9 protein-coding genes and 1 pseudogene are annotated in these 15,877 nt (G+C 38.4%); 6 read left to right on the plus strand and 4 right to left on the minus strand.

From position 1 onward, the window contains the following. Positions 1 to 154 precede the first annotated feature (154 nt). The 4 genes from V7K61_RS18105 to V7K61_RS18120 all read right to left on the minus strand — a co-directional run bounded on the left by V7K61_RS18105 (position 155) and on the right by V7K61_RS18120 (position 4,947). Positions 155 to 394, minus strand: coding sequence for a hypothetical protein (locus V7K61_RS18105; RefSeq protein WP_191761063.1), 240 nt, complete (start codon positions 392 to 394; stop codon positions 155 to 157). A 62-nt stretch (positions 395 to 456) separates the two neighbouring features. Beyond that, positions 457 to 669: a high light inducible protein gene (locus tag V7K61_RS18110; RefSeq protein WP_335055240.1), complete on the minus strand. Its 213-nt coding sequence runs from the start codon at positions 667 to 669 to the stop codon at positions 457 to 459. 254 nt (positions 670 to 923) lie between these two features. Next, the gene (locus V7K61_RS18115) at positions 924 to 2,105 is read right to left on the minus strand and encodes an MFS transporter (RefSeq protein WP_335055242.1); all 1,182 of its coding nucleotides are present in this window, start codon (positions 2,103 to 2,105) and stop codon (positions 924 to 926) included. A 331-nt stretch (positions 2,106 to 2,436) separates the two neighbouring features. Further along, the gene (locus V7K61_RS18120; protein ID WP_335055244.1) at positions 2,437 to 4,947 is read right to left on the minus strand and encodes a TonB-dependent receptor domain-containing protein; all 2,511 of its coding nucleotides are present in this window, start codon (positions 4,945 to 4,947) and stop codon (positions 2,437 to 2,439) included. A 1,112-nt stretch (positions 4,948 to 6,059) separates the two neighbouring features. Here V7K61_RS18120 and V7K61_RS18125 point away from each other — a divergent pair. From V7K61_RS18125 to V7K61_RS34150, 6 genes and pseudogenes are all read left to right on the plus strand, one after another. Next, a complete protein-coding gene (locus V7K61_RS18125) occupies positions 6,060 to 7,637 on the plus strand; it encodes a long-chain-fatty-acid--CoA ligase (RefSeq protein ID WP_335055246.1) in 1,578 nt (525 codons plus the stop codon). 79 nt (positions 7,638 to 7,716) lie between these two features. Further along, a complete protein-coding gene (locus V7K61_RS18130) occupies positions 7,717 to 8,973 on the plus strand; it encodes an MFS transporter (protein ID WP_335055248.1) in 1,257 nt (418 codons plus the stop codon). Positions 8,974 to 9,027: 54 nt separating this feature from the next. Next, a complete protein-coding gene (gene scoE / locus V7K61_RS18135; protein ID WP_335055250.1) occupies positions 9,028 to 9,906 on the plus strand; it encodes a (3R)-3-[(carboxymethyl)amino]fatty acid oxygenase/decarboxylase in 879 nt (292 codons plus the stop codon). A 257-nt stretch (positions 9,907 to 10,163) separates the two neighbouring features. Further along, positions 10,164 to 10,721, plus strand: coding sequence for an FcoT family thioesterase (locus V7K61_RS18140; RefSeq protein WP_335055252.1), 558 nt, complete (start codon positions 10,164 to 10,166; stop codon positions 10,719 to 10,721). A 263-nt stretch (positions 10,722 to 10,984) separates the two neighbouring features. Beyond that, on the plus strand, positions 10,985 to 11,278 hold the full coding sequence (locus V7K61_RS18145) for an acyl carrier protein (RefSeq protein WP_335055254.1): 294 nt from the start codon (positions 10,985 to 10,987) through the stop codon (positions 11,276 to 11,278). Beyond that, positions 11,275 to 15,867 (plus strand): annotated as a pseudogene (locus V7K61_RS34150) (non-ribosomal peptide synthetase); the annotation flags it as partial. The gene V7K61_RS18145 and the pseudogene V7K61_RS34150, both read left to right, overlap by 4 nt. Positions 15,868 to 15,877: the final 10 nt, after the last annotated feature.

A 15,877-nucleotide genomic window follows, 5' to 3' on the forward strand; every position in this document is an offset into this window, starting at 1 on the left:
CATGGGTTTGAGGCTTGCTTTTCTCTCAAAAATGTTTAAGTCCCGCTAAATGCACAGTTACTAATAATTGATTCCTGCAATTTAAAAGAAGTCTTGGTTATGTCCACCAAGACTTCGGATATATTTATTCAACTTAAAACCTGAAGCCAATTTTTTATCCCAAATTGCTGAAATAGATTGCCCAAAGGGTTCCTGTTACTCCCACAGCAATTAAAAGGTTAGTGAAAAACTTGCCTAATTCAGTTGATTCTCCCAGTACTTTATCATCTTGACCTGCACTGAAAAATAATGACCAGGCTTGGTTAACATTAATTGTTTCAAAGTTGTTGAAATCGGGGCGAAAAACAACGGGGCCAATTAAATCTTTTTTAGGGAAATCAAAATCAGTTTTCATAGCAATCCTCTGGTAATTTTCTATCGGTTAATTGAGTGAAATTCTTAAATATTCAGATTTAGTTACAGGTTTGTCAGCCATCCAATCAAGCCGTGTCCTGTGACAACTTCTACAGCTATGAGTGAGACAAAACCAATCATCGCTAAACGCCCGTTGAGTTTCTCGGCGTACTCAGTAAAACCTGCTCTTGGGGTTTGATCTACATAAATCTTTGGTTCAATTGCAAAGTTGTTGAGTTGACCGAGTTCGTTCATGCTAAAGCCTTTGCTTGTCATGTCTTTTTTCCTTTACTTGCTTGTGTAACTAAACATAACAATATGTAAATATTTTTTGCAAGTGCTTGACACGAATAAAAATGACGGTTATCCGTACTAAAAAAATCGAAGATACCGTAACCTTCGCGTAGCGTCTCCCTTGTGGGAGAATCGCCTCTGACAATATTAAAGAACATGATTAGTAGGACTTTGGTCAGGGTTTTTAACCAATCCGATGTAGCGAGAGGGCTGTATACCTTGTGAATGTGTTGCTTCTATGCCCGCAAGTTGGTTATTAGTAATACACTCAATAAACTCAAGGCTGCACTAATGATAAACATAAACGTATATCCCGTAGCACTGGCGATCGCACCACTCAGAACTGAAGCAGCAATTCCACCAATGTATACTACTGACACCTGAAATGTATAATCAGTAGCTGCTGTTGCAGGTTCGCATTTATCCATCATGGCACTTAGTAATGCAGTATATGCCATACTTTGGGCTGCATTGACTGTGATACTAACAGCATACAGCACAGGTAAACTACTGATACCAATTGCAGGTATGATATACAAAAGTGTCACCATGCTTGCAGCAAAACCAAATAGAGTTAGAGAACGTAATCTTCCCAAGTGGGTAATCAAAACTCCTGCAATCAAAGCACTAACAATACGGACACTGTAACTGACAATACCCAACATTAAGCCAATATCTGAGAGCGACAAACCTCTATCAACAAAAAGTGGACGAAGCATTGTACCTGACATCATTTCGCCTCCCATATATAGCAATACTACGAAAAGCCACGCTAATGCTTTGGGACGCGAGAGAAAGTTGATAAAAGGTTGAAAATAAGATTTGAAAAACTTTGATTTTTGAGATTTCTTACTAACTTTTTCTTGATGCAATAGTACTGGAATTAAAGTCAGCAAAATTACAACTGACATGATTATCAAGCTATACCGCCAGCCGATTCTATCTAGTAAAATCAGCGCTCCACCTCCACCAATAATAGCGCCAAAAACATTTCCCCCAGCTTGAATAGCGTTTCCTAATCCTCTTTCTCGCGGTTCGAGTAAATTGACTGCTAACGCATCAGTCGCAATGTCTTGGCTGGAAGAGAATAAAAAAGCGAGAAACATACAAAAAACTAAGATATTGAAATTCTCTCGAATATCAATAAATCCACATCCAAATGTTACAAGTGCTAACAAAACTTGAAAACAGATAATCCAACCGCGATAATGTCCTAACTTTGGCCAACTGTAGCGATCAATAAAAGGCGACCACAGAAATTTTAACGCTGAGGGAAGAATGAGAAAACTTAACAACCCGATAGCATCCAGCGACATATTTTGTTGTCGCATAAAAATAGGTACGGTTTGGATAAAAAAGGTTGTCGGAATGAATTGAGTAGTATAAAGTGCGGCGAGCAGGATTAATTTAGCAAGCATAGCAATATGCAGAGGATAAAAAATCAAAAATAGCGACAGTAAAGATAATTTTTAGCAAGTTCCGTGGGTTTAAGTCCCCCAGTTCTATAACCAGTAAGTTTTGTGTTGGGGTTAAATCCCCATTACAAAACTTAGTTACGAATTACGAATTAAGAATTATGGCGCTTCTCGGTTGAGTCCAATACAGACCTAACCCCCAGCCCCTTCCCTACAAGGGAAGGGGAGCAAGATTCAAAGCCTCTCTCCTTTTAGGAGAGAGGTTTGGAGAGAGGTCAGAGTGTATTGCATCCACGCGAGAACCGCTATATTTAACATCGCTACAACAATTAAATTAGAAATTAGCTTTAATTTGCACGCCATAGGTCACGGGATCGCCAAATCCTGCGGTTCCATCTGGTACTGGGAATAAGTATCCAGAGGTGATGTAGCGAGTATCAAACAAGTTATTTGCATATAAGTAAATGCCATATTTCTCAGCTTCGTAACCGATACGAGCATTAACTAAGGCATAAGGTTCTTGCTTGATTTGGTTCGCATCATCAAAATAAGTAATCCCATAACCACGCAATTCTGCACGAGCAAATAAGCCTCCCGGACTGCGATATTGAGCAGCTAAATTATAGGTAAATTGTGGGGAAAGGGGAACTTGATTATTGCTTAAGTCTACACCTGTATCGGAATTGAAGTAGTTTTTGTATATACTATCTACATAACCAACTGATGCAGTTAAATCGAATCCTTTAGCTGGTTTGGCTTTCAGTTCAAATTCTACTCCAGTGGCTTTAAGGTCAATGTTGTTAACTCTGCCAAAAAAACCACTTGCGTCATATTGCAAAACTTGATAGTTATTTACATCGTTGTGAAAGATTGATAGGTTAGCAATTAAACGATTATCCAGCCAAGAAGATTTCAAACCCACTTCATAACTCCAGGTTTTTTCTTCTCCAAATCGAAGTTCTGCTTCGCTATTGGCGCGGTAGTTCAATCCACCCGGTCTGTAACCTTCGGCAATAGTCACGTATCCCATTAAATTAGGATTGAATTGATATTTCAAACCGAAGCGGGGAATCAAGGCATTATTACTGACTTTTTCATTATTAAATGCCGGACGCAGTGGAGTTAGCGTTCCATCAGCGTTTACTGACTCATAAGTACTATCTGAAGATGCATCACTAGATTCGTAACGTAAACCAGCAAATACAGTTAATGGTTCTATAAGCTGATAATCTACTTGTCCAAATACCGCGTAGGTTTGACGATAATCGTCTCCAGTACGTCTAAATCTTCCAAATCCAGGAAAGTCGGTTTCAGCATCGCCAACGTTAAAGTCACGAGATTCGTAGTAACCACCTAATAACCATTGAAAACGCTTTGCCGTTTCTGGAGATTGGAAACGTAATTCTTGCGTCAATAATGTGGAGTCAATACCATCAATAATTTGTACCGCTCCTGTGCTTCCTGGAACAACGTTTTCTTGATGGGTAAAACGACGTGCCGTGATGGATGTGGCTCGGAAACCCTCGCCGTTGTAACCGATTTTTAAAGCTTGGGTATTTGTATCTAGCTTATTGTATCCTTCAGTTTGTAAATTAACCTCGAATGGGTCAGAAGGATTTAACTTGTTGTAGGTTGGATTACCATCATCTGTAAAGCTGTTATAGCTATTAAAAGATACTGTCCAATCCGGTGTAGGTGTCCACAAAAGTTGCGCTCTTGCAGCTAGGCGCGATCGCTCGCCTATTTCATTACCTGTGGCTAGGTTCCTAATAAATCCATCCTGTCCTCTGTAAGCTCCCGCAATTCGCAGTGATAGTTTATCGTCAACCAAAGCATCGTTGAGAGAGAATTGGAATTCGCGGCTGTTATATCTACCGTAACTTGCACTAACTCGTGTTTCTGGTTCTGGCGTTGCTTGTCTAGAAATGATATTGACGACTCCACCAGAACTATTTCGGCCGTATAGCGTACTTTGAGGGCCTCTTAGCACTTCTATTTGTTCTAGATCGAGTAAAGCCAAGTCTAGAAAGCCGTTATAGTCAATGGGAATATCATCGATGTAAAAGGCTACGCTATCCTGAGCGGTAAGGAAATTTTGATTGTTCAAACCCCGCAAACTGTAATTACTAAACTCTGTACCGCCGGAAGATGTGGGAAGAAAGTTAAAGTTGGGCGTTTGATTGGCAATATCAATCAAAGAACCAATTTGAGCATCTTCTATTTCCTGACGAGGGATTACCGTAACACTAATGGGTACATTCTGTGCATTTTCCGGTCGTTTTTGGGCGGTAACAGTTAGTTCAATATCTGGTTCATTAGGTTTTTGGCTATCGGCTGATGGTTGAGTTTCAGGTGTTGTTGGTGTCACCCCTAAAACTAAACCTTCATCGCTGTCAAATAGTTCGACTTTTGGAGCTTGTGTTGTCCCCACTACAGTAATCTGGATACTATTTGCATCCTGGTTTGCCGCCAATACTTCCGTAATTCCCGCAACTGGTTTTTCTTGACGGAAGGTATTACCACTTGCGAAACGCAGTTGTGCATTGGGAATATTTGCAATAAAGCTATTACCTTCTATTTTAGTTGTGGCTTGCAGCTTGTCAGATGCAGATGTTTCTAAAATCACTTCCAATCCACTAGCCGTCTGATTCAACTTTATCCCTGTTACTAGAATATTAGACTGCTCTTGTTGAGCTAGCAACTCCTTGACACTTGTGTGAGGAAGCTTAATATCTGAAAGTTGGGGAATTTGATCTTCTTTTGTGACAGCTAAAGCTTGTTGATTTATAAATATGGCAAGTATGATAGCTAGTCCTAAATTTCCCAGTAGATACAGTTTCCTCATTTAATCCTCACACCAAAAAAGTAATCTCAAATTGTCAATAAAAGTTGACAAAATCAAAGCTATTAGTAGCAAATAGACTAAAGCATTTATGTACTAAATTGTTTGGCTTTGTGGTAAATGTGTCAAATGACAAACTGTCAAACTTCTAAATCGCGTTCTATAGGATTACTATTTGATTTTTGAACAACACGTAGGGTGTGTTATAGCGAAGCGTAACGCACCATTTTAAAGGGTTTGGTGCGTTAGACTAAAGTCATAACGCACCCTACAAATACTTAATTTTTTTCAGAAATCAAACCGGATTCCTATAGCTGGAAAATTACTGATTGATTGATTAATTATTCTTATGGTCGAAACCAGTTGATTGATATACTTTTAAAACTCTTAATCAACAAGCATTTAAGATTAATTTGACTTATTGTCAAATACCAAAATTATTCTATAGCAAAATAAAAATATATAAGATTAATTGTCAATAAATACGCTAACAATAAATAGTAGCATTTACTACTGTAGTTTTTTTTGTACGTATCGAATTTTGAAAACAGATTATAAACAACACACTTAATCTCTGAAACTTTTGCTGGATAAGGATATTGATGAAAAAATAACCTAATTTTTGAACCACACAAAACCTTGCTATTAAGGGATTATTATACTTTAGATGCGTTGGACTTGATACCTGATGAGAGTATATTTTTTAACTTCTAATTAATTGGAAGAAAAAAAATTAAATAGTCAAAGCTAATATGTAGTATTTTATACTCATTAAGACAGGCAGATTTTAGATTGACAATACTCTAAAATCTGTATTAGCTTAAGCCCTAGTACTTATTTTTTTAAATAAAAACTTTCAAGGTATTTCAAATTAATTGATGAAACTTAACCATAAAAATAGGTAATACAAACTTTTTAAAACCCCAAAAAATGTATAAAATAATGCAGTAAAAGAAAGTTAAAAATCCAGAATTTCTCCCAGCCGATTTGCGGAACTTAGTTGAGTATCTGAATAAAAAAAGCAAAATTTTTACTTTATATGGCTGCTAGTAATAGATTCACATAGCTTGTTACGACTGCACAAAAAAACCTGAGCAATTTTCTGAGAAACGTCGATGATGTATAACAGTGAAATAATAACGTTGGCAGATTTACCGCGCGTGCAAGCACGTCAACTTCCAGACACTAGGGCATTGATATTCAAGGATAAGTCACTTACCTATATACAATTAGATCGGCGAAGTAATCAGATCGCAAATTCACTATTAAGCCAAGGATCTCAACCAGATGCGCGAGTAGCATTTTTAGCTAAAGATTCACTTAAGAGTTATGAAATTTTATTTGCTTGTTGCAAAATAAAAGCTGTTTTTGTACCAATTAATTGGCGTTTAGCTGCTACTGAAATCAGCTATATTCTCAGGGATGCTAATGTTGAAATTCTTTTTGTTGGGGCTGAATTTTATCAGTTAGTAGAATCGATTAGAAATGAGATTGATGGTGTTAAAACCATTATTGCCTTAGAAAAAATTGACGGAAATTGCCTGAGTTACGATATCTGGTCTCAGGAACATAGTGACGCTCCACCAAATGTTGCTGTTGCAGCCAATGATGTAGCCGTACAAATGTATACTAGTGGCACTACTGGAAGACCTAAAGGTGTCCAACTAGGACATTACAGTTTTTTTGCGATCGCCAAAGAATTTGCTCAACGAGGCGAAACCTGGATAAATTGGAACGCAACTGACAAAAGTTTGCTTACCTTATCTTTATTCCATATCGGGAGTCTCTGGTGGGCTATTCGTGGTTTAGCAGCCGGAGCAGAAAATATTGTCTTAGAAAATTTTATCGGCGTTGAAGTTCTCGAAGCGATTGAAAAGTACCGCATCACTAAGACATTTATGGTTCCAGCCATGATTCAAGCTCTGTTGAACGAACCATTATGCCAAAAAACAGATTTTTCATCACTAGAATACATTATTTATGGCGGTTCTCCCATAGCTGAATCATCACTCAAAAGTGCGATCGCTACATTTGGTTGTAATTTTGTGCAGATATATGGAATGACCGAAACTGGTAATTGTGCTGTCTCTTTACCTGCACAAGCTCATACATCTGCAAATAAAAACATCCTCAAAGCTGCGGGTAAAGCCTTTCCTGGTGTATCGGTAGCCATCATCAACAGTGAAGGTAAAGAACTATCTTGCCCTCAAGTGGGTGAAGTTTGTATCAAATCTCCTGCAAATATGATTGGTTATTGGAAATTACCTGAAGCTACAGCAAAAACCTTAGTAGATGGCTGGATTCATACTGGTGATGCTGGTTATTTTGACGAAGAAGGTTACATTTACATTTGCGATCGCTTTAAAGACATGATTCTTTATGGTGGTGAAAATGTCTATCCAGCAGAAATTGAAAATATTTTATACGAACATCCAGCAATTAGGGAGGTAGCAGTCATTGGTGTTCCAGATGAAGATTTTGGAGAAGCAATCAAAGCGATCGTGGTTTTAAAAACAGGAATGAAAGCAACCGCATTAGATATTATTAATTTTGTTCGGGGTAAAATTGCTGATTTTAAGTTACCTAGAAGCGTTGAATTTACTGAATCTTTGCCCAGAACGCCTAGTGGTAAATTACAAAAGGCCAAGATTCGGGAGAAATATTGGCAAGGCTATGAACGTCGTGTGAATTGAAAATGGGGACAAGGGAGCAGAGAAAGCAGAGGAAGAAATGACAAATGACAAATGACAAATGACAAATGACAAATGACAAATGACCAATTCTAAAGTTCCGCTTTGGAAACCACTAACTGTACGCAACTTCTTACTTCTGTACATCGGTGAAACTGTTTCACTTCTAGGCGATCAATTTTATATCGTTGCATTGCCTTGGTTAACAATACAGTTAACTAACTCTGGGATCACGTTAGGTACAGTGTTAATGAGTGCGGCGATTCCCCGTGCTGTTTTGATGCTGTTTGGTGGTGTGGTGAGCGATCGCTTTTCACCACGATTAGTGATGTTGGTTTCCAATGCTTTACGTGGGTTACTAGTCGTTTTATTTGCAACCATCGTTGCGTTGAAAATGACTCAACTATGGCATATTTACTTTTTTGCTGCGGGCTTCGGCATATTTGATGGCTTTTTTATACCTGCATCTAAATCAATTATCCCCAGTCTGGTATCAAAAGAACAGTTAATAGCAAGTAATACCTTGAGCCAAGGAACTTCCCAACTAATTTTGCTAATTGGGCCGGCTTTGGGTGGTTTACTGATTGCAACTGCTGGGATTGAAGTAGCATTTGTCATTGATGGGATAACTTTCGCCATCACAACTATCACGCTTTTGCTCATGAAGGGAACAAAAGCAAAAGCAACAGCATTGAATGGGGAATTAAATCAAAATTTTGCTTCAACTAAAAAAACTATGAATTTGATTGCTGGTATGCGTGAGGGATTTTACTACGCATGGCACAATCAGCCTCTGAGAATCTTTTTGCTGGTAATGGTAATCCTCAATTTTCTATTTATTGGGCCATTACAAGTTGGGATGACTTCACTAGCTCATAGTCGCTTCCCAGGTGGTGCAGTAGCTTTAGGAATATTGCAATCAGCTTGGGGTGGTGGTGGGTTAATTGGGACACTCACACCTCAATTTGTCAAAAATCTTCCCAACATCGGAGTTTTACTGCTGACTATTGCGAGTGTTCAAGGCTTTGGTTTGTTTTTACTTGGCTTTATTGGCAATATAGCACTAGCTAGTATCACAATTGCAGTGCTGGGATTTTGCAGTTGTATTTTTACTGTGGTAGGAATTACTTGGATTCAGAAACAAACCCAACCTGAAATGTTAGGAAGAGTTATGAGTTTGGGAATGTTTTCTGCTTTTGGTGTTGCTCCTGTTTCCTTTGCTTTAGCTGGTTTTTTAGTTAATTTAAATCTGACAATTATGTTTAGTGTTGCGGGTAGCATCATGCTAATTACAAGTCTTTGCTTGGCAGCAAATCCATCAGTACGTAAGATTAATTAACTATATAAATCCAGTTTGATTTATTAATTTTCCCGTGAAGCGAGTGAGAAAACTATGAAAGTTCAATATCAAGACAATCAGCGAATGGGAGTCGTTATTTATGACTTTAATTACAAAACTGCTTCAGATGGAGATATTGAGGATCTTAAACAACTGATATATGAATACAAAATTGTTGTAATCAAAGAGCAAGATTTATCACCTGATGAGTATTGCGATTTTGGGTATCGTCTTGGGGAGGTAGAAAAATACTATCAGCCAATGTATCACCATCCAGAAAGGGAAGAGATTTTTGTTTCCTCCAATGTTTCTGACAATGGTCAGCAAGTGGGAGTTCCCAAGACTGGGAAATTTTGGCACGCTGATTATGCATTTATGCCGAGGCCATTTGCATTTTCAATGGTATATCCTCAGATCCTTCCTACTAAGGAGCGTGGCACTTACTTTATTAATATGTCCAAAGTATATCAAAGTTTACCAGATGACCTGAAATCCATTGCCAATCAGTCGAGTTGTTATCATAGTGTCAGACGTTTTTTTAAAATTCGTCCTGAAGATGTTTATCGTCCGATTTCGGAAATATTGGACGAGATTGAACGAGTCACACCTCCCGCAAAGCATCCAACGACTTTTACTCATCCCGTTACAGGAGAAACCATCCTCTACATTACCGAGGGGTTTACTTATCGCATAGATGATTTAGAGGGAAAACCGCAAGATATAAATATTCTCCAAACTTTGTTGACTCATTCCGGTCAGCTAGACAAAAGTTTTAAATATCCATTAATCGAACATCATGAATTTGAATTAGGAGATGTGCGGATTTGGGATAATCGATCTTTAGTCCATTGCGCTCACTATTCTGGAAATTCAGAACCAGCGATTACATTTCGATTGACCTTGCACGATAGCTATCCATTTTATCAAATATAGAGCAATTGTATTCTCACTGCGTTTAAGAGGATGTTTAAAAAGTGACGATTGATGTATCAAATATTTTTACCCCACCCTAACCCTCCCCTTGTAAAGGGGAGGGAACTGGATTCTCTTGTTTCCCCCCTTTCCAAGGGGGGATTAAGGGGGGTAATTCGACTTGTGTATACACTGTAGCCCCTTGAGGGGGAATTAAGGGTAACAGTGTAGTAAAAAATAATTTGCCTTATTCATTCATTTAATCAGGATAAAATATAATGTTAAAATTTCAGGATTCAAGTCAACAAAGCGTCAAACAAAATAGTATCCACATCAATAATGATGATATCTTATTGGCACAAGTACTCAAGCCTTATAAAGCTAATTGTCAATATCTTAAATCTGCTGAAGTAATTAAAGAGGGCGATCCTCAGCATGGGGGACGTGTAATCGGACGATGCGAATTCTCAATTCTAGAATCATGTTATATCGATGACACTGGTCATTTTAATTCGGTGGAGTTCAATATTTGCTATAACCAAATGATGTATTATGTCATAGCTAAATCTGTAAAAGAAGGACTGATGGCATCATTTAAGTCGTGGACTATGGCAGATTATTGGAATAAACAGCTACCGGATGTCTATATTGTGAATTTTGAAAGTTCCTTTCGACGTGCTATGCAGTCTTCTCAGTTTTGGGGTGAAATTGAGTTTACTAATATTCGGATAAAATCTGGGATGATGTATATAGTTACTAAATGTCGTTATTGGGATGATAAAGATGGTAATTGCAGTGGTAATGTGAAATTAGTTATTGTAAATTCTCCGGGATAGTTTAACTCGAATTAATCTATTTTACGCCTTTGATGATAATGGTGGTTGGTCTGAAAATGAAGTTACGATCGCCATATTGAATATAGCAGTCCTAAATGAATCGTGAAAAATATAGATAAGGAAACGAACCGCAAAGGACGCGAAGGACTCAAAGGGAAGAAAGAAGAAAGAAATATGTAATTTTCACAAATGATTTAGAATTGCTATAGCAAATCGAATCACCATATTAATAGTAATCACTCAACTTTTCTTGCTTAATTAGCATGTCTAAAATCGCATTTTTCACAACTTATATTCAAGACGAAATATCTAAAGCAATTGGGATAGACACATCTGAATTGGATGTGGAAATGTCTTTAAATTATTTAGGGCTTGATTCATTAATTGCTGTCAAACTCAGAAATAAGTTTAGAAAAGACTTGGAATTAGATATTCCAGCAGTAAAATTTCTAGAGGATACTAATGTTGCAAGTTTAGCAATATTAGTCAATGAATTGAGTGCAAATGCTGACTCAAAAATAGAAAATGATGATGAGTGGTTGGAAGGAGAATTATGAATTTAGTTGAGTTTATCACACAACTCTCGCAACAGAATATAGAATTGTGGGTTGAAGATAATAAACTACGTTATCGTGGTCGTAAAGAAGTATTAACTTCCACAGTTTTAAATCAAATTAAGCAGCATAAAACAGAAATTATCGATTTGCTGCGCCAAGGTTTTCACACCTCTAAATCCTATCCCCTGACTCATGGTCAGCAAGGTCTATGGTTTTTGTATAAACTTGCACCCACAAGTGCAGCTTATAATGTTGCTTTTACAGCTCGCATCTGCTCTCATTTAAATATTCCGGCTTTACAACGAGCGTTTCAGAAGTTAGTAAATCGTCATCCAACTCTCCGCACAACATTTGCACAAAAAGATGGCGAACCTTTTCAACAGGTTCATGAATACCAAGAAGTTGATTTTGAAAATATTGACGCTTCAGTTTGGAATGAAGATGAGTTGACAAGCCAAGTAATAGCAGCATATCAGCGTCCATTTAATTTGGAAAAAGGTAATTTATTGCGGGTAAATTTATTTACTTGTTCTGAAGATAATTATGTAATATTACTAACAATACATCATATTGTTATTGATGGTTTTTCTCTGGGAATTATTCTTGATGAGTTGCGATCGCTCTACGAAGCAGAAAATACAGGTCGAGTCATATCTTTACCTGCTATTAAGTACCAATATCAAGACTTTGTACAGTGGCAGAGAAATACTTTAGCAAGTTCTGTGGGCGATGAACTATGGAATTACTGGCGCGAACAATTAGCGGGTGAGTTACCCATCTTAAAATTACCAACAGATCGACCGCGACCACCAATTCAAAGCTATCGGGGAGCTTCCCATACTTTTGAGTTGAATCAAGAGTTGACTTCTCAGCTGCGAGGAATGGCGAAAGCTCAAGGAGCAACCCTTTATATGACTTTGTTAACCGCCTTTCAAGTGTTACTTTACCGCTTGTCAGGTCAGGAAGATATCATCGTGGGTGCGCCTATTGAGGGGAGAAGTCAGCCGGAATTTGCGGAAACTGTGGGTTTTTTCGTGAATATGCTGGCTTTGCGGGTAAATTTGGCTGGTAATCCCACATTTTCTCAGCTTTTAACTCAAGTCCGCCAAACTGTATTAGATGCGATCGCTCATCAAGATTATCCCTCTACTTTACTAATTGAGCGATCGCAACTCAACCGCGATCCAAGTCTTCCTGGTTTGTTTCGCGTTTCCTTTAATTTGTTTAAGGTAAGTGAAATTGCTCAAGATTATGAATTATCTGTATCTGATAAAACTAAAACCAGAGAAGATTGGGGTGGGTTAACTCTCGAACCTTTTGTGATTCCCCAGCAGGAAGGACAGAATGATTTAGTTTTCGACATGATGGAAACGACTGGATCATTAATTGGTATCTTAAGATACAATATTGATTTATTTGATGCCACGACAATTAGCAGGATAGCGAATCATTTTCAAACTTTACTCGCAGGAATTATTGCTAATCCCCAACAGCAAATTGCTTCGTTATCTCTGCTAACGGAAGTTGAAGCAAATCATTTGTTGTGGGAGTGGAACAACAATCAAGTTGATTATCCTCAAGATAGAGTCATTCATCAGTTGTTTGAGAACTGTGTGAAGCAGGAACCAAACGCTGTTGCGGTGGTATTTCAAGAACAGCAACTAACTTATCAACAATTAAACAACAAAGCCAATCAACTGGCACGCTACCTGCGTTCTTTGGGAATAGGTAAAAATCAGCTTGTGGGAATTTGTGTGGAACGTTCCCTAGAAATGATTATTGCATTATTGGCAGTTCTGAAAGCAGGTGGAGCTTATCTACCTTTAGATCCTGCGTATCCCGAAGAACGTTTGAGCTTCATGCTGCGTGATTCTCAAGTATCGATATTGCTGACGCAACAAAAATTAGTAGCGAGTTTAGCAATTGAGGAATTAGCTGTAGTTTGTTTAGATCGAGATTGGGAAGATATTTCCCAGGAAAGTGAAGATAATTTAGTAATCAATACTACATCTGAAGATTTAGCCTACGTGATTTACACATCAGGTTCTACAGGTAAATCTAAGGGAGTGGCGATCGCTCATCGTAGTTTAGTAAATGCGTTTTACGCTTGGGAAAAAGCTTATCAACTCCAGTCTTTGACTAGTCATCTACAAATGGCGAGTTTTGCTTTTGATGTGTTTTCAGGGGATGTAATTCGCGCTCTTTGTAGTGGTGCTAAGTTGGTTTTATGTCCCCGTGAGTGGCTGTTAGAACCAGACAAGCTGTATAAACTGATGCTTGTGGAGAAAATTGATAGCGCGGAGTTTGTTCCAGCTGTGTTGAGAAACTTGGTTGAGTATTTACAAAGAACTCAGCAAAATCTCCACTTTATGAAATTGTTGGTAGTCGGTTCAGATAGCTTGTATGTGCAAGAATATCAAGAATTTCAGCGTTTTTGTGGCGAACAGACACGTTTGATTAATTCCTATGGGGTAACGGAAGCGTGTATTGATAGCACGTATTTTGAATTGGGGATTGGGAAATTAGGAAGTGGGTTGGTTCCTATTGGTCGTCCATTTGCGAACACGCAAGTTTATATTTTAGATCGATATCTGCAATTAGTTCCCATTGGGGTTGCGGGTGAATTATATATTGGTGGTGCTGGTTTAGCTCAAGGTTATTTGCATCGGGACGATTTAACCAAAGAGAAATTTATCCCTAATTCCTTCTACCCACACAACCCTATTTTGTACAAAACGGGAGATTTAGCGCGTTATCTTCCTGACGGTAATATTGAATTACTCGGTCGAATTGACGATCAAGTGAAGATTCGGGGTTTCCGAATTGAACTAGGGGAAATTGAAGCTGTTTTGAGTAGTCATCCGCAAGTACAAGCAGCAGTGGTGATGCTTCGAGAACTGCAAACCGACAATAAATCTATAGTTGCATATATTGTTTCTGGACAACAGTCATTAACAACTAGTGAATTGCGTAACTTTCTCAAACAGAAGTTACCTGATTATATGATTCCTGCTGCGATCGCCATTCTGGAAACTTTACCTTTAACACCCAACGGGAAAGTAGATCGGCGTGCTTTACCAATTCCAGATATGGAACAGAGTCGAGAAATAGAGTTTGTTCCACCGCGCACCGCAACGGAAGAAGCGATCGCTAATATTATCGCTGCTGTTTTGGGACTCAAACAAGTAGGGATTCACGATAACTTTTTTGAATTGGGGGGACATTCCCTACTTGCGACTCAAGTTATTGCGCGATTACAACAAACCTTAAATATTGAGTTACCGCTACGCTCTTTGTTAACATCTCCCACAGTGGCTGGATTGAGTGAAGCACTGACATCTTTTACAAAGACAGAATCTTCAGTTGATTTACCAACAATTGTCCCAAATCCAGAACAGCTATATCAACCTTTTCCCCTCACCGATATTCAACAAGCTTATTGGTTAGGACGCAATGAAGCTTTTGAATTAGGAAATATTGCTGCTCATGGTTATTTAGAATTAGATTGCGATCGCCTAAATTTAACAAGATTAAATCAAGCTTGGCAAAAACTCATTTTGCGTCACGATATGCTGCGTGCTGTTATTTTACCAGATGGTCAACAGCAAATTCTGACAACAGTACCGGCTTATGAAATAGAAGTTTTGGATTTGCAAGATTTAGAGGTGATGCGTGAGCAGATGTCCCATGAAGTCTTACCTGCGGATCAATGGCCTTTATTTAGAATTCGAGCTACACCCATAGATGAACAGCGAACCAGACTCCACCTGAGTTTTGATGCTTTGATTGCTGATGCTTGGAGTGTGTTTATGCTGATGCGGGAGTGGTTAGATTTATATAATCATCCTGAATTTGTATTACCACCCTTAGAACTTTCCTTCCGCGATTATGTGCTTGGGGAATCAACTTTAAAAAATACACCCCAATATCAACGTTCTCAAGAATATTGGTTTAACCGACTAGATACCTTACCACCAGCACCAGAATTACCCCTAGCGAAAAATCCCAATGCGATCGCCAATCCTCGGTTTCAACGTCGCAGTTCTCAACTGTCTCCAGAACAATGGCGCAAATTACAAAATCGCGCTCAACAATTTAACTTAACTCCTTCTGGAGTTTTACTAGCTGCTTTTGCAGAAGTTCTCAGTCAATGGAGCAAAAATCCTAAGTTTACTATTAATCTCACCCTATTTAAGCGTTTACCTTTACATCCGCAAGTCAATGAGATTATGGGAGACTTTACATCTTTGACACTTTTGGAAGTCGATCGCTCAGTTTCTCAAAGCTTTAGCAACCACGCTCAACAATTACAGCAACAACTGTGGCAAGATTTAGATCACGGTTATGTCAGTGGTTTGCAGGTACAGCGAGAACTTAGCCGTCAACGTCAAAGTTACCAATTTATGCCAGTGATATTTACTAGTACACTAGGTTTAGAATCACTTGGTCAGGATACATCAATATTAAGTCAGTTAGGCGAACTCGTTTACAGTATCAGTCAAACCCCGCAAGTTTGGTTAGATAATCAACTGAGAGAGCAGAACGGAACTTTAATATTTAACTGGGATGCGGTGGAAGAACTTTTCCCCGCAGGTTTGC

Origin of the sequence: Nostoc sp. (assembly GCF_036918015.1) — a bacterium.
Lineage (GTDB): Bacteria > Cyanobacteriota > Cyanobacteriia > Cyanobacteriales > Nostocaceae > Nostoc.